The sequence below is a fragment of the Bacillus sp. JJ1609 genome, assembly GCF_036967045.1.
Lineage (GTDB): Bacteria > Bacillota > Bacilli > Bacillales > Cytobacillaceae > Mesobacillus.
Genome location: NZ_JBALSS010000025.1, coordinates 120,089 through 134,760 on the forward strand (window position 1 = coordinate 120,089; position 14,672 = coordinate 134,760).

A 14,672-nucleotide genomic window follows, 5' to 3' on the forward strand; every position below is an offset into this window, starting at 1 on the left:
CCGCGGAAAGCGAAGCGCCTGGAACGAAAATCAACAGCCTTGTTTAACAGAGCCTATTTTAAGGAGTTCATTGCTGATATTGTACCACAAGCTGGCAATTCCCAATTCAGCTCCTGAGAGAAATGCGTTTGAACCTATAAGATAAAGGATATGTTTATCTAGAGGACATCAAAAGGAGAAATGACATGGAGAAAAAAGTGTATAACAAGCTTGTAAGAGATTATTTTCCCGAATTAATGAAAGAAAAGGGAAGGGAAATCGAGTTTGATGTTTTAGACAGCAAGCAATTTAGTGAGAAATTAATGGAGAAATTTAATGAGGAAGTTGAAAAATTTCGTCTTGCTGGTACAGATAGGCTGCTGAGTGAGACTGTAGATCTTTTGGAAGTGATTTATGCCATTGCGGAGCACAGAGGCATAACAGAGTCCGAGGTCGAATTCATGCGGCAACTTAAAAAGAACCGCAGTGGCGGTTTTAGAAAAAAAATCATGTTAAAAACAATATCTGAATAAAAATTGAATAGAACATCCCCTCCGATCAAATGGCTCGGAGGGGAGTTTTATTCATTAAGCAGCTTTATGGGCTGGCTCCGGTGTTTGTTTAAAGACAGTTTTGCGAATGAAGGGGACAACCCAGCGGTCTAAACCGTATTTGCCAGCGTTGTAACCAGCGAACAGGATAATGAAGCCAAAGAAGATGTCAGTTGGGTTATGAGATACTGTTCCGGCAAGGAAGAAAGAGAAGTTCATCACAAGGCCGAAAAACATCGCCGCAGTTGTTAAGCATCCAAGAATTAGTCCAAGACCGATCAGGAACTCACCAAGCGGAACAATGAAGTTGAAAAGATCGATATTTGGAATGGCGAAGTTATCAAGGAAAGATACATACCAGCTGTAAACCATGTTTCCATCTGGGCCTTTTACCGGATTGGCAACAGCATTTTTCAAAAATCCACTAGCATCGAATCCTTCACCAGTTAATTTTCCCCATCCAGCGTGCATCCAGTTATATCCGAGCCAGACACGTATGACAGTCAAAAGGCCAGCAGCAACATTGTTTTCTCTTAACCATTTCGCGAACATATAAATCGCTTCCCTTCAAAATAAGTAATGAATGATTACACTTATAAAATAGCAAATCAATTTGTAAAAATCTGTGAATAAAGTGTGAAGACACAGATAAGCCATAATATTTTGAACAAATTTTGTCAGTCGTTTTCCTTTTTACCACTTTATACTTATATGGGTATTTGGCAAGAGCAATCCGAATTCCTTGCAGCATATCCTGCCAGAAATTAGAATAAGTATAATACGTAATACAAGCTGAGGAGGAGAATGAATATGAGTGAACTATTATTTAAGCAATTTGAAATGACGAGAGGATTTTTCTTAAAAGAAGTTGCAGCGATTTCTGCCGAGCAGGCTAGTGTCCAGCCTGTGGACTTTAACAATACCATCCATTGGCATATTGGCCATGTTTTAACCGTGACTGAGCAATTTCTGATGGGGTATCCTCGTAAATCAAGTCATCTTCCGGCAAATTACATAGAGCTATTTGGCAATGGAACTTGTCCTGCAGATTGGAGTGGAGATGTTCCTTCTGTCGAGGTATTAACTGAGCAATTAAAGTCACAATTAGGGAGAATAAAGGAACTCCCTGCAGTTCTCCTGGATGAGAAGCTTAAAAAGCCATTCCTAGGCCTTGAAACTTTTGGGGAACTTGCAAATATGGCGTTGTTCCATGAATCCTATCATCTTGGACAGATCCATGCGATGAAAAAATTAATAAAGGAATAGTTTAGGATAAGCAGCGCTTATATTGGCCGCTGCTTTATTTTTGTCTGATAACCGGTGCGAAATCAGTCTACTATTAAAACTGGAGGATTATCATCATGTCCCATAAAGAATGTCCATATTGCAATGTATTTGCCGACGCAGAGCAGGAAATCGTCTTTGAGAATGAGACATGCTATTTCATCCAAAAGGAATCGGAGCAGCAAGTCCTGCTTGGCAGCGGCTTGATCATTCCAAAACGCCATAAATCTGATGTGTTTCAGCTATCAGCCCAGGAGTGGACAGATACACAGGAACTCCTGCATCGTGCCAAAGAAATGATGGATCAGCAGTACATGACTGATGGCTACAGTGTCGGGTGGAACACTGGAGAGGCAGGCGGACAGTCCATTTTCCATGCACATCTCCATGTCATTCCAAGGTTTAGGGATGAGCCATACGCTGGCAGAGGAATCAGGTATTGGATCAAGCAGAAGGAGAATATACGGAAAAAAAGAAATCTAGTATGGTAATCTTTTAAGCTATTGATCATTCATGTAATCAGAATTTTCCCAATTAAATTGAATCAAAAATCCCGGGCCGTATGTCCCGGGATTTTGATTTTTAAATGCTCCTTGGGTCTATAGTGGTATAGACATCTATACTGTTACTTAGATAGTCTAAAGATACATCATGAAAGCCTTTTCATAGATTATAAATTTACTAAGAGAGCAATTGCTCGGAAAAGGAGGAAACATGAAGAAAAAACCACTCACAATTGCGTTAGCTGCCGTACTAGGTACTGGAGTGATGATTCCGGTATCATTTGCGGAAGGCTATCCTGGTCCTGGTTCAACGATTGAACAAAGGGAGGGGAAAACCGCGACTGAAAAAGCTCATCCTGTCTTTTCATGGGACAAGCCTGGTCCGTTATCACCCGTGCTGCACAACGGCTCTGTCCGCGGAGCAGGAATGGTCCAGGGGCCGCTTGATGAAATCGATGGCCAAATGGAAAAGATGATTGCTGATCGGGTTATGCCCGGCGCTGTAGCGTTTGTTGCCCGCAGAGGACATATCGTCAAACAAGAAGCCTATGGATACGCCTACCAATATGAAGATGATAAATTCACTGAATCTAGCAGCCCAATCAAGATGCAGGAGGATACAATTTTTGACCTCGCCTCCATCAGTAAAATATTCACTACAACAGCTGCAATGATTCTTTACGATCAAGGGAAATTCGAATTAGATGATAAAGTTTCCAAACACATTCCTGAGTTCGCGGAGAACGGCAAGGAAGATGTGACAATCAGGCAGCTCCTTACTCATACTTCCGGCTTCACTGCCTGGGTACCTCTTTATACAAAAGGAAACAGCCGTGAAGACAGAATCAACCTCGTTTTAAAGCAACCTTTAAGCAATGAGCCGGGCAGCACATATACATACAGCGATCTCAACATGATCACGCTCGGTGTCTTGATCGAACGCCTTTCAGGCCAGCGGCAGGATGAATTTGTTAAGGAACATATCACTGGGCCACTCAACATGAAGAATACAATGTATAATCCTCCTGCTTCACTGAAAAACCGCATTGCAGCCACTGAATATCAGCCATGGACAAACAGGGGTATTGTCTGGGGAGAAGTGCATGACGAAAACGCATGGTCATTGGATGGTGTTGCGGGTCATGCAGGAGTGTTCTCAACAGCAGAGGACCTTGCAAAGTTAGCACATATGTATTTGAATGACGGCCGCTATGGAAGCGTTCAAATCCTCAAGCCGGAAACCGTTAATAAGATTCTTGAAAACCAGATTCCACAATTTCCTGGAGATGACCATGGATTAGGCTGGGAGCTCGCACAGGGCTGGTTCATGGACGCATTATCAGAGGGATCCACGATGGGGCACACTGGCTATACGGGTACATCCATTGTGGCGAATAAGAACAATGGCACGATTGCGATCCTTCTGACGAATCGTGTTCATCCAAGCAGAAGCACTGTTTCTACAAATGTTGCCAGAAGACAGCTGGCAAGACAGGTTGCAGATGCCATTCCTGTTGATATTCCTGATGGATCTGCGTGGTTCTCAGGCTATGGAGATAAGATTCAGCGCTCTTTAACAGCAGAAGTGAAGCTGGACGAACCGGCTAAGCTATCCTTCCAAACATGGCACCGGATTGAGGCTCAAGCAGATTATGGGTACCTGGAAATCTCCGAAGACGGTGAAAATTGGGAAGAAGCAGCTGTCTTTACTGGCAGCAGTGTCGATTGGGATCAGTTTGAAGCGGATATTCCTGAAACAACCAAATTCATCAGATTCCGTTATAAGACGGATAGTTACACGAATGGACGGGGTTGGTATCTCGACAATATTAAACTAGTTAACTCTAATGGTGAACAAGCACCAGCCGAGTTTTCAGGAGAAGGCTGGAGTCAGCGGAATTATTGATCCATTAAATTTCTATGATTTGGATAAAATATGAAAAATGGAGGAGATATGCATGACAAAACTGAGTAAATTATTGGTTTACTCATTGGTTTTACTTCTTGCTTTTTCACAAATGCTGATTGGCAGTTCAGTGAAAAAGGCAAAGGCGGAGGAAACCAATAAAGTGGAAGACCTTGTGATTTATCAGAATGTGCCTGAAGCAGAATTTGAAATCAAGGATGGAACCCTGCAATTGAAGGCTCTTCATGTTTACAGTGAAGGAAACTTCATGCTCGCTTCCAAGAATCTGGAGTGGGAATCTGCAAACAAAAATGTAGCAGAGGTAGACCAAAATGGAAATGTGAAGTTCACCGGTCAAAATGGAAGAACATTCATAACCGTTACAGATGGTGTCTATAAGGACCGTATAGCACTTGATTATAAAGTGAATCCTTCTTCCAAAGAAGATGGGCAAAAAGGAAAGCCTGAATCCGCGGCTGTTGTAATCAAGGAGGGAGGCAAAAGATACGACGTAATCGACAATGCCATCACTAAGATGACTTTGGAAGAAAAAGCCGGTCAGATGCTGATGCCCGATTTCAGGACATGGAAAGGCAGTAACGTAACCGAAATGCTGCCAGAAATCGAGCAGCTTGTTAAGAAATATCATTTAGGCGGTGTCATCCTTTTCCGCGAAAATGTTGTGACTACTGAGCAAACAGCCCGCCTTGTTTCACAATACCAGGAGGCAGCCGAAAAGTACGGTCTGCTGATGACGATTGACCAGGAAGGCGGAATCGTCACAAGGCTTCAATCTGGTACAGATATGCCGGGCAACATGGCTTTGGGAGCAACTCGTTCACCTGAAATTTCCTATAATGTAGGAAACGCAATTGGTGAAGAGCTTGCATCACTCGGCATTAATATGAACTTTGCCCCGGTAATGGATGTCAACAACAATCCAGACAATCCGGTCATTGGTGTTCGTTCATTCGGTGAAGACCCTCAGCTTGTAGCTGATTTAGGAGTAGCTTACACAAAAGGCCTTCAGGAAGCTGGTGTGGCGGCTACAGCCAAGCACTTCCCAGGTCATGGGGACACTGCAGTCGATTCCCATCTTGGATTGCCAGAGGTTCCACATGATAAGGAGCGTTTGAAGGAAGTTGAACTTTATCCATTCCAAAAAGCGATGGAAGCTGGCATTGATGCAATCATGACGGCTCATGTCACTTTCCCTAAAATTGATGGAACAAAGGCGATCTCCCAAAAAACTGGTGAAGAAATCGCAATCCCTGCAACCCTTTCTTATAAGGTGCTGACTGAATTGATGCGTGAAGAAATGGGCTATGAAGGAGTCATTACGACGGACGCGATGAACATGAAAGCGATCGCTGACCATTTCGGTGCTGTAGATGCAGCAATCCGCGCTGTCAAGGCAGGTACTGATATCGTTTTGATGCCTGTTGGGCTAGAGGAAGTTGCAAATGGATTATTGACTGCTGTCAAAAATGGAGAAATAACTGAAGATCGTATTGAGGCATCTGTAAAAAGAATTATAACCTTAAAGGTTAAGCGCGGAGTTATCAAGGAAGAAAATCCACTAACTGTGGATGAAAAAGTAGCGAAGGCTGAGCAGGTAGTTGGCTCAGCAGAACATAAACAAATCGAAAAAGAAGCGGCAGAAAAGTCGATAACTTTAGTTAAAAACGACGCTGCTCTGCCTTTGAAATTAAATGGCGATGATAACGTCGTTGTGGTCGGCAATTCCTTTATTGGCGATTTAGCAGCTGCAATTCAAAAGCGCCATCAAAATACAACGGTAATTGCATCGACTTCATACAAATTGTCAGAAGCTCAGCTTGAACAAATCAAGAATGCAAGTGCAGTGGTAGTTGGTTCCTATACATTCAGTGTTTCTGGCCGCCTGCCATCAAGTGCGCAAATGGTTATGGTGAACCAGATTATAGGTATGACAGATGCCCCTGTGATTAGTGTTGGCATTCGCAATCCTTATGATATCATGGCTTATCCGCAAATTGACGCTTATCTAACTCAGTATGGTTTTAGGCCGGCAAGCTTTGATGCTTCAGCAGGAGCAATCTTCGGTGAATTTTCACCAACAGGAAAACTCCCAATCACCATTCCTGGACTGGATGGCGGCGTGCTTTATGGATTTGGACATGGGTTGAGTTATTAATGGAAGATGGAAGGCGGGTTTCAGAATTATTGCCTGCCTTTCAACCTATTATTCTAAAGCTTCATAAGGATAAAATTTTGAAAAATACTTATAAATTGGAGTGATTGCATTGAAAAAATGGCTAGTCACAGTCCTTACAACCGTTCTGATTCTATCATCTTTAACAGCTGCAATGGCCGATCACGATAACGGCCAGGGGAAAAGCCAGGAGCATAAAAAGTTCCAGGTTGGTGCAGAAGCACTTTTAACGGATCACAAGGATTTAATTAAAGGAAAGCGCGTAGGTCTAATTACGAATCCGACTGGTGTTGACCAGAACATGACGAGTGTTGTTGACTTGCTTTTCAATGATCCAGATGTGGAATTGACTGCCTTATATGGCCCTGAACATGGTGTAAGGGGGAGCGCGCAGGCTGGAGCTTACGTTGAATACTACGTTGACGAAAAAACGAATCTCCCTGTTTACAGCCTTTATGGTAAAACAAAAAAACCTACACCTGAAATGCTAGCAAATGTTGATGTCCTGCTTTTTGATATTCAGGATGTCGGCACTAGATTTTATACCTATATCTATACAATGGCTTATGCAATGGAAGCTGCAAAAGAAAACAATATTCCGTTCATCGTTCTTGACCGACCAAATCCGCTTGGTGGACATAAAGTGGAAGGGCCTGTACTAGAAACTGAGTATAAGTCGTTTGTAGGCAACTATGAAATCCCGCTTCGCCACGGCATGACAGTTGGGGAACTTGCAAAGCTTTTCAACAAAGAGTTTAATATTGATGCAGATTTAACTGTAGTTGAAATGAATGGCTGGAAGCGCACTATGTTTTACGATGAAACACCGCTTGAGTTCGTTCCGCCTTCCCCGAATATGCCAACTTTGGACACAGCATTAGTATATCCTGGGGCAGCGTTGATTGAAGGAACAAATGTCTCGGAAGGGAGGGGTACGACCTCGCCTTTCGAATTAATCGGTGCGCCGTTTATCAATTCGGATGACCTTGCAGCTGAATTAAACTCTTTGAATCTACCAGGTGTTAAGTTCCGTGCAGCATCGTTCATTCCTACTTTTTCAAAGCACGCTGGCGTACTTTCTCACGGAATTCAGATTCATATAACTGACAAGAACTCATACAAACCAGTAGAAACAGGACTTCACATTGTAAAAACAATCCATGATATGTATCCTGAAGACTTCCAGTTCCGTGCAGAAGACAGCAAGGGAATCTCCTTCTTCGATCTTCTGTCTGGTAATGGCTGGATCAGGGAGGCAATTGAAAATGGACAATCAGTAGAAGAAATGAAAGCAAAATGGGAAGATGAATTAAATCAGTTCAAGCAGGTTAGGGAAGAATACCTTATCTACTAATATCACTGATGAAGAATGGCCGCTGTTTTACGACAGCGGCCATTGTCATTCTGAGAATCAATTTGCACTTGCATTCCAGTCTGTATACAGCCCGCTCCCGTTGCAGCCAGGGCATTCATAAGGGGCAGCATAATAAACAAACTCATTTGCAGAAAAAGGATAATATCCTCTTCCGTGGCAGTCCGGGCATTTATTCTGGTCTTTCATATTGGTAATGTGATTTTCATATCTTGTATTTCTCCATTGGTTCAGCGCGTTTAATAATCCCATTTGCGTTCACCTCCAGTTCTATACATATAGTTTGGAGAAATTTATCTCTTTTATGTATAGTTTATGGAGAATAATGGATTTTGCGCAGGTACTTGCACAGAACATGTCTTGATTTTTGTTTCCTGCTTAATTTCCATGAAAAAAGCACTCTTCCTATAGAAGAGTGCTTTTAACTTAAATTTGTCCGATCTATATATGCTGTATGCTGATAAGTGAAAAATTTAAACCTCCAGCCAGCTTTGTGACCATTTTTCTATTTCCTTCATAAGAGGCTCAAGTGCCAAACCTTTATCAGTTAATGAATATTCGATGCGAACTGGAGTTTCTGGATAAACTTCTCGTTTTACAATTCCTTCGTTCTCCAAATCCTTTAACCTCTCAGAAAGTACCCTGCCACTAATACCAATGGAAGATTCAATGCTGCAAAAACGCTGAGGACCAGTCAACAGCTGGTAAATAATCAATCCCGTCCACCGCTGGCTTAAGATACTCATGGCTTTTTCAAATCTAGGGCAAATTGATTTATCCAATTAAATCACTCCTTACTTATATTATAAACACTTAACTTAAAAAATAAATTACTTTTTATAAAAAACGTACTTGACGTAATGTAATTACTAAAATATAATTACTTACATAAAGTAACTAACTAATAAATCACGTTGAAGTTTTCGTATTGCGTTAAATTCAACAATATAAAAAAAGGAGATATAGACAATGCTAAAAAATAATGAAATAGGCTCAACTATCTTAAGAGTTTTTTTAGGGGCCACATTTTTAATTCACGGTGCAGCAAAGTTCCAGGGCGGCATTGAGAATACAGTTGGTTTCTTTGAAAGTCTTGGCTTGCCAGGTTTCTCCGCATATCTTGTAGCCCTCATCGAATTAGTTGGCGGTTTAGCAATGATATTGGGAGTAGGAACAAGAATCGTTTCACTTTTATTTGCTATCGTATTGGCGGTTGCGATTATCAAGGTAAAGGTTGCCGGCGGATTTCTCGGTAACGGCCAAATGGCAGGTTATGAACTTGATTTAGCATTAATGATGATTTCCATTTATCTTGCCATGACAAACAAGTCGCTTTTCGCTTTAGACAATGTTCTTTTTCAATCAAAGAATGCATAAGAAGGAGGCAACAAACATGAATTTTCATAAGCCGCCAGTCACATTCGTTGGCCAGGTAAATCTTAAGGTGCAGGATCTGCAGCATGCTCTAACTTTTTACAAAGAAGTAATAGGCTTTAAAGTGTATGAACAAACGGAAAAATCAGCGAAGCTGACTGCTGATGGAAAAACAGTTTTATTATCGATTGAACAGCCAGCGGATGTCATTTCGAAGCAGGGAAGGACTACAGGACTTTATCACTTTGCTCTTTTATTGCCTTCCCGAGCGGATCTAGGAAGAGTGTTAAAGCACTTGCTCCAGGTCGGCTATCCGCTGCAGGGAGCATCAGACCATCTGGTCAGTGAGGCGCTTTATTTAGCTGATCCAGATGGAAATGGAATTGAAATTTATACAGATCGTCCTGCTTCTGATTGGGACTGGAACGATGGCTCTGTTGTGATGGCAACGGAACAAATGGATGCCGAAAGTGTCATGGCAGAGGGTTTGCATGGTTCCTGGAATGGACTGCCTGAAGGCACGGTTATGGGGCATATCCATTTGCATGTTTCCGAGTTAGGTAAAACAGCAGAGTTTTATACAAACGGATTAGGTTTTGAAATCGTTTGCCGCTATGGTTCACAGGCGCTTTTCATATCTTCAGGCAAATACCATCATCATATCGGGCTGAATACTTGGAATGGGGTTGGCGCACCAGTTCCGCAGGCTAACAGTGTTGGGCTTGAATCCTATACTTTAATGCTTCCAAATACGGAGTCTGTAAATGAAACGGTTGCCCAGCTAGAAAAGATCGGTGCAGCTGTTACTGAAGAAAACGGTAGCTATGTGACTTCTGATCCTTCTGGAAACCGCATTATCTTGCAGGCAGTCAAGCAGTAGGGAAGATGTTATCAACTAATGGCAGGAATTTTTAATAGGTGGTGTGAGTTATGAGTTTTTTTAATAAATTATTTGGAAGAAAAACAAGGGAGGAAGAAACTATGACAACAGCTAAATTGAATATCGGAATTATTTTAGGAAGCACACGCCAGGGTAGGGTAAGTCCACAGGTGGGTGAATGGGTTAAGGAGATTGCTGACAAACGTGGAGATGCGAATTATGAAATTGTCGATATCGCAGACTTTCAGCTGCCTTTCTTAGGTACAACGGATGGAACTGAACCAGGAATTGCTGCATGGAATGAAAAACTAGGCAGTCTTGACGGATTTGTTTTCATCGTACAAGAGTACAATCACAGTATCACAGGAGCTTTGAAAAATGCGCTTGATTTTGCCCGTGAGGCATGGAATGACAAAGCAGCTGGTATCGTAAGCTACGGCTCAACCGGCGGAGCCCGTGCGGCTGAACATTTACGAGGAATCTGCGGTGAATTAAAGATTGCGGATGTCCGTACACATCCAACTTTATCTCTTTTCACAGACTTCGAAAATGGTACACAATTTAAACCCCAATCCTTGCATTTAGCTAATGTCAACACCATGCTTGATGAGGTAGTGGCATGGAGCGGTGCATTGAAAACTGTAAGATAATCTCAAACAATTACCCTAAAATCATAGAGCCTAAACTTGTTTGAGCATTTTAATTGACCACCGGATAAAAATGCACTAATATCTCGATGTAAACAATTTTTATTTCGAGATTTATTCGTCTCGAAATATACAATAACAAGAAAGTAAAGGTGAGATTACATCATGGCAAAGGTTTTATACATCACTGCACACCCTCTAAACGAGGAGCAATCAGTCAGTTTGGCAACAGGGAAAGCTTTCATCGAGACTTACAAAGAAGTTAATCAAAATGATGAAATCGTTCATTTAGATTTGTTTAAAGAAAACATCCCGCAAATCGATGCAGATGTTTTAGGGGGCTGGGGCAAGCTTCAAAAAGGAACAGCATTTGAAGAGCTTTCTTCAGAGGAACAGGCTAAAGTTGGCCGCCTGGCTGAACTTGTTGAGCAGTTTACAGGAGCAGACAAATTCGTATTCGTAACACCGCTTTGGAACTTCTCATTCCCGCCAGTAATGAAGGCTTATCTTGATTCAGTAGCGGTTGCTGGCAAGACATTCAGATATACTGCTGAAGGTCCTGTCGGATTGTTGACAGATAAAAAGGCTTTGCATATCCAGGCACGCGGAGGTTACTATTCAGAAGGACCAGCTGCTGAAGTGGAAATGGGCCATCGCTATTTGGCAACGATCATGAATTTCTTCGGTGTTCCTTCCTTTGAGGGTGTATTCATCGAAGGCCACAATGCAAATCCTGAAAAAGCTCAGGAAATCAAAGAGAATGGTATTGCCCGTGCGAAAGATATTGCACACACATTCTAATGTGAAAACGAAAGCAGGCCAATTGCGGCCTGCTTTTTACATTACTTGGATATAGAAATCTTAAGATCTTTGCCAACTTCAAGAACGCAATTCTGTCGGTCTTTGACCGGGGCGAACGTGATAAAGTATTCCGGTCCCATTAGTGTTCTAATAAGTTCGATTGGAACATCGAAAAGAGAAAACCGAGTCCCATTAGTGTTCCAATAGGCTCGATTGGAGCATCGAAAAGAGGAAACGCAGCACTACCTTTGTTCCAATAGGCACCATTGGAACATCCAAAAGTGAAAAACTAACCCCGTCAGTGTTCCAATAGGCTTTATTGGACTCCCCCATAACAAATCAATCAACGAAGCTAGAGTGACCTCAACATAAATTTAAAACAAAGCAAAAAGGGTGCCTTAGAAGGACACCCTTATTATCACATATTATACTTCCTGTGGAACCTGCAAGCCTAAGCCTGCTGCGATACGTGTTCCGTATTCTGGATCTGCTTTATAGAAATGGCCGATCTGGCGGAGCTTGATATCATCGCGTTCAACTGGCTTCATTGCTGCAACAATGTTGGCAACAAGGCGAGCGCGTTCTTCGTCATTCATCAAGCGGTATAAATCACCAGCTTGAGTATAGTGATCATGGTGATCATAGCCAACATTCTCAGCAACACCGCTGACTGGGAAGGAAGCCTGCTTGTGTTCATTCACTTCAGTAGGCCCACCAAAACTATTAGGTTCATAGTTTACTGATTTCCCGCCATTGCCGTCAAAGCGCATCTGGCCATCGCGCTGGTAGGAGTTTACTTCTGATTTTGCCCGGTTGATTGGAAGGTGTTGGTGGTTGGCACCTACACGGTAACGATGGGCGTCAGCATAAGCAAACAAACGGCCCTGCAGCATTTTATCAGGTGATACATCAATACCCGGTACAAGCGTTCCAGGAGAGAAGGTAGCCTGCTCAACCTCTGCAAAATAGTTTTCCGGATTTCGGTTCAAGACCATTCTTCCTACTTCAATTAATGGATAATCCTTTTGGGACCAGACCTTTGTAACATCGAATGGATCGAATCGGTATGTGTTCGCATCCTCTAAAGGCATGATTTGTACATACAGTTTCCAGGCAGGGAAGTCTCCATTCTCAATTGCGTTGAATAAATCTTCTGTATGATAATCTGGATTTTCCCCGGCAATTTTAGCAGCTACATCTGCTGACAGATTCTTGACGCCCTGCTCAGTCTTGAAGTGATACTTCACCCAGACACCATCGCCTTCTGCATTTGTCCATTTAAATGTATGACTGCCAAATCCGTGCATATGACGGAAGGTAGCAGGTATGCCGCGGTCTGACATGAGGATTGTTACTTGATGCAGTGATTCAGGAGATAGAGACCAGAAGTCCCAGACTGCATTTGGATTCTTCAGATGTGTTTGCGGATCTCTTTTTTGAGTATGGATGAAATCAGGAAATTTAATTGCATCGCGGATAAAGAAAACAGGTGTATTGTTTCCAACGATATCGTAGTTTCCTTCCTCTGTATAAAACTTCACGGCAAATCCACGAGGATCACGGACTGTATCTGCTGAGCCCAGTTCACCGGCAACTGTCGAGAAGCGGATAAACATAGGTGTCTTTTTGCCAACTTCAGAAAGGAAATCAGCCTTTGTGAATTCTGATACGTCATTTATCACTTCAAAATATCCATGAGCTCCAGCGCCTTTGGCATGTACTACACGCTCAGGAACACGTTCCCGATTAAAGTGCGCCAATTTTTCTAAAAGATGTACATCCTGAATTAATGTAGGACCCCTTGATCCCGCTGTCATGGAATTCTGGTTGTCCCCAACTGGCGCTCCCCAGCTTGTCGTAAGCTTCTTCTTTTGATTATTGCTCATCATCAACCCGCCTTTATCATGTATTTTTGAATAACTAAATGATAACACTTTTCAATTGAAAATCAATACTAAATTATAATTGTTTTAAAATAGAAATTAGTACAAGTTGTTTAACCCTCTATAAATATATGTATTACACTGTTAAGATTTTAGAAAAGAATTTTAAAAAATCGGAAGGTTACAGATTTGTAATCTATGTAAAATTTGAACCGATTATTGTTAATGCTGGATAGATGAGGGAAAAAGACGAGGATGGAATAACTTTCTAGGTTTAAAACGATTAAAGCTGTACCGCGGGTCAATAGAGTAATAGATGGATTGGCACTTTTTGGGCAATGAATAACTATATTACAACTGCTAGCCTTATTGATAGAGAGAAGCAACAATACTGGGAGGTAGAGAAAATGAGAAAAATGAAAAAGAGATTGGCAGTGCTAACAGCGTTAGTGTCATTGTCCCTGTTTACAATGAACGGAGCGGCAGAAGCAGCAACACACACAGTGAAAACTGGAGATACATATTGGGGAATAGCAAGCAAGTACGGAGTGCCCGTGCTTAACTTAAAGAAAGTAAACAATGCAACTAGCTTTCTATTATATCCGGGACAGCAGCTGACAATTCCGGCATCGCCTGTATCAGCGGCTGACCAGGACTTACTGGCACGACTTGTACATGCTGAAGCCAAAGGGGAGCCATATGCAGGTAAAGTGGCAGTAGCAACAGTGGTTCTGAATCGAGTGGCAAGCCCGGACTTCCCAAATACAATCAGAAGTGTAGTTTACCAAAAATCTAACGGCTACTATGCATTCACGCCAGTGAAGAACGGTGCGATTAACACCCCTGCAGATGCTGAGTCCAAGAAGGCTGTAAAAGAAGCACTTGCTTTTAAGGGCAATGGAAAAGGATCATTGTTCTTCTTCAATCCTAAAACTGCAGTGAGCAAATGGGTATTCTCAAGAGAAGTAACGGTGACAATCGGAAATCATCGGTTTGCGAAATAAGACGATTTCGGAATAAAATTGAAATTTCCGGAATAAATGAGGTACTTTCCGGAATAAAACTAGATTATCCGGAATAAGTGACCAGAAATCCGGAATATATTTAAAATTTCCGGAATATAATTGTTCGTTCCTGCTCCTATCGTTAAAATTACGTATTCAGGATCAATACATTAAAAGCTAAATTTAAAGACCCAAAAAAGCTGTACAGATTCTCATCTGTACAGCTTTTTTATCATTTGGCTCTGTGTTAAACAAGGCTGTTGATTTTCGTTCCAGGCGCTTCGCTTTCCGCGG

Annotated in this window: 15 protein-coding genes; 11 read left to right on the forward strand and 4 right to left on the reverse strand. The window is 42.0% G+C overall.

Translation table 11 applies throughout. The features are described from left to right. Positions 1-185: 185 nt before the first annotated feature. Positions 186-512, forward strand: a complete 327-nt coding sequence (locus tag V7654_RS18380) for a nucleoside triphosphate pyrophosphohydrolase (RefSeq protein WP_335432195.1) — start codon at positions 186-188, stop codon at positions 510-512. Positions 513-566: 54 nt separating this feature from the next. On the opposite strand, the gene V7654_RS18385 is transcribed toward V7654_RS18380, so the two are convergent. Continuing rightward, on the reverse strand, positions 567-1,082 hold the full coding sequence (locus V7654_RS18385; RefSeq protein ID WP_335432197.1) for a DoxX family membrane protein: 516 nt from the start codon (positions 1,080-1,082) through the stop codon (positions 567-569). Between the two features lie 258 nt (positions 1,083-1,340). On the opposite strand from V7654_RS18385, the gene V7654_RS18390 reads away from it, so the two are divergent. The 5 genes from V7654_RS18390 to V7654_RS18410 all read left to right on the forward strand — a co-directional run bounded on the left by V7654_RS18390 (position 1,341) and on the right by V7654_RS18410 (position 7,771). Next, complete coding sequence (locus tag V7654_RS18390) at positions 1,341-1,796, forward strand: DinB family protein (protein ID WP_335432199.1); 456 nt, start codon at positions 1,341-1,343, stop codon at positions 1,794-1,796. Positions 1,797-1,891: 95 nt separating this feature from the next. Beyond that, positions 1,892-2,305, forward strand: coding sequence for an HIT family protein (locus V7654_RS18395; protein WP_335432201.1), 414 nt, complete (start codon positions 1,892-1,894; stop codon positions 2,303-2,305). Between the two features lie 223 nt (positions 2,306-2,528). Beyond that, positions 2,529-4,223: a serine hydrolase gene (locus V7654_RS18400; protein WP_335432202.1), complete on the forward strand. Its 1,695-nt coding sequence runs from the start codon at positions 2,529-2,531 to the stop codon at positions 4,221-4,223. Between the two features lie 52 nt (positions 4,224-4,275). Beyond that, positions 4,276-6,399: a glycoside hydrolase family 3 protein gene (locus V7654_RS18405; RefSeq protein ID WP_335432204.1), complete on the forward strand. Its 2,124-nt coding sequence runs from the start codon at positions 4,276-4,278 to the stop codon at positions 6,397-6,399. Between the two features lie 109 nt (positions 6,400-6,508). Next, positions 6,509-7,771, forward strand: a complete 1,263-nt coding sequence (locus tag V7654_RS18410) for an exo-beta-N-acetylmuramidase NamZ family protein (protein ID WP_335432206.1) — start codon at positions 6,509-6,511, stop codon at positions 7,769-7,771. Positions 7,772-7,828: 57 nt separating this feature from the next. On the opposite strand, the gene V7654_RS18415 is transcribed toward V7654_RS18410, so the two are convergent. Together V7654_RS18415 and V7654_RS18420 are read right to left on the reverse strand one after the other, a co-directional pair. Continuing rightward, the gene (locus V7654_RS18415; protein WP_335432207.1) at positions 7,829-8,041 is read right to left on the reverse strand and encodes a methionine aminopeptidase; all 213 of its coding nucleotides are present in this window, start codon (positions 8,039-8,041) and stop codon (positions 7,829-7,831) included. Between the two features lie 221 nt (positions 8,042-8,262). Continuing rightward, positions 8,263-8,571 carry a winged helix-turn-helix transcriptional regulator gene (locus V7654_RS18420; RefSeq protein ID WP_335432208.1) on the reverse strand — a complete coding sequence of 103 codons (309 nt, stop codon included), beginning with the start codon at positions 8,569-8,571 and terminating at the stop codon, positions 8,263-8,265. Between the two features lie 187 nt (positions 8,572-8,758). Between V7654_RS18420 and V7654_RS18425 the strand changes: the two genes are divergently transcribed. The 4 genes from V7654_RS18425 (at position 8,759) to V7654_RS18440 (ending at position 11,491) form a co-directional block, all read left to right on the forward strand. Next, positions 8,759-9,166, forward strand: a complete 408-nt coding sequence (locus V7654_RS18425; protein ID WP_335432209.1) for a DoxX family protein — start codon at positions 8,759-8,761, stop codon at positions 9,164-9,166. Between the two features lie 16 nt (positions 9,167-9,182). Continuing rightward, positions 9,183-10,043 carry a VOC family protein gene (locus V7654_RS18430; RefSeq protein ID WP_335432210.1) on the forward strand — a complete coding sequence of 287 codons (861 nt, stop codon included), beginning with the start codon at positions 9,183-9,185 and terminating at the stop codon, positions 10,041-10,043. A 50-nt stretch (positions 10,044-10,093) separates the two neighbouring features. Continuing rightward, positions 10,094-10,693, forward strand: a complete 600-nt coding sequence (locus tag V7654_RS18435) for an NADPH-dependent FMN reductase (protein WP_335432211.1) — start codon at positions 10,094-10,096, stop codon at positions 10,691-10,693. Between the two features lie 162 nt (positions 10,694-10,855). Further along, positions 10,856-11,491 (forward strand): FMN-dependent NADH-azoreductase, encoded by a 636-nt coding sequence (locus V7654_RS18440; protein WP_335432212.1) that lies wholly within the window; start codon positions 10,856-10,858, stop codon positions 11,489-11,491. A gap of 425 nt (positions 11,492-11,916) precedes the next feature. Here V7654_RS18440 and katA read toward each other — a convergent pair whose 3' ends face one another. Next, complete coding sequence (gene katA, locus V7654_RS18445) at positions 11,917-13,377, reverse strand: catalase KatA (protein ID WP_335432213.1); 1,461 nt, start codon at positions 13,375-13,377, stop codon at positions 11,917-11,919. A 413-nt stretch (positions 13,378-13,790) separates the two neighbouring features. On the opposite strand from katA, the gene V7654_RS18450 reads away from it, so the two are divergent. Beyond that, positions 13,791-14,378 carry a cell wall hydrolase gene (locus V7654_RS18450; RefSeq protein ID WP_335432302.1) on the forward strand — a complete coding sequence of 196 codons (588 nt, stop codon included), beginning with the start codon at positions 13,791-13,793 and terminating at the stop codon, positions 14,376-14,378. The last annotated feature ends 294 nt before the right edge of the window (positions 14,379-14,672 follow it).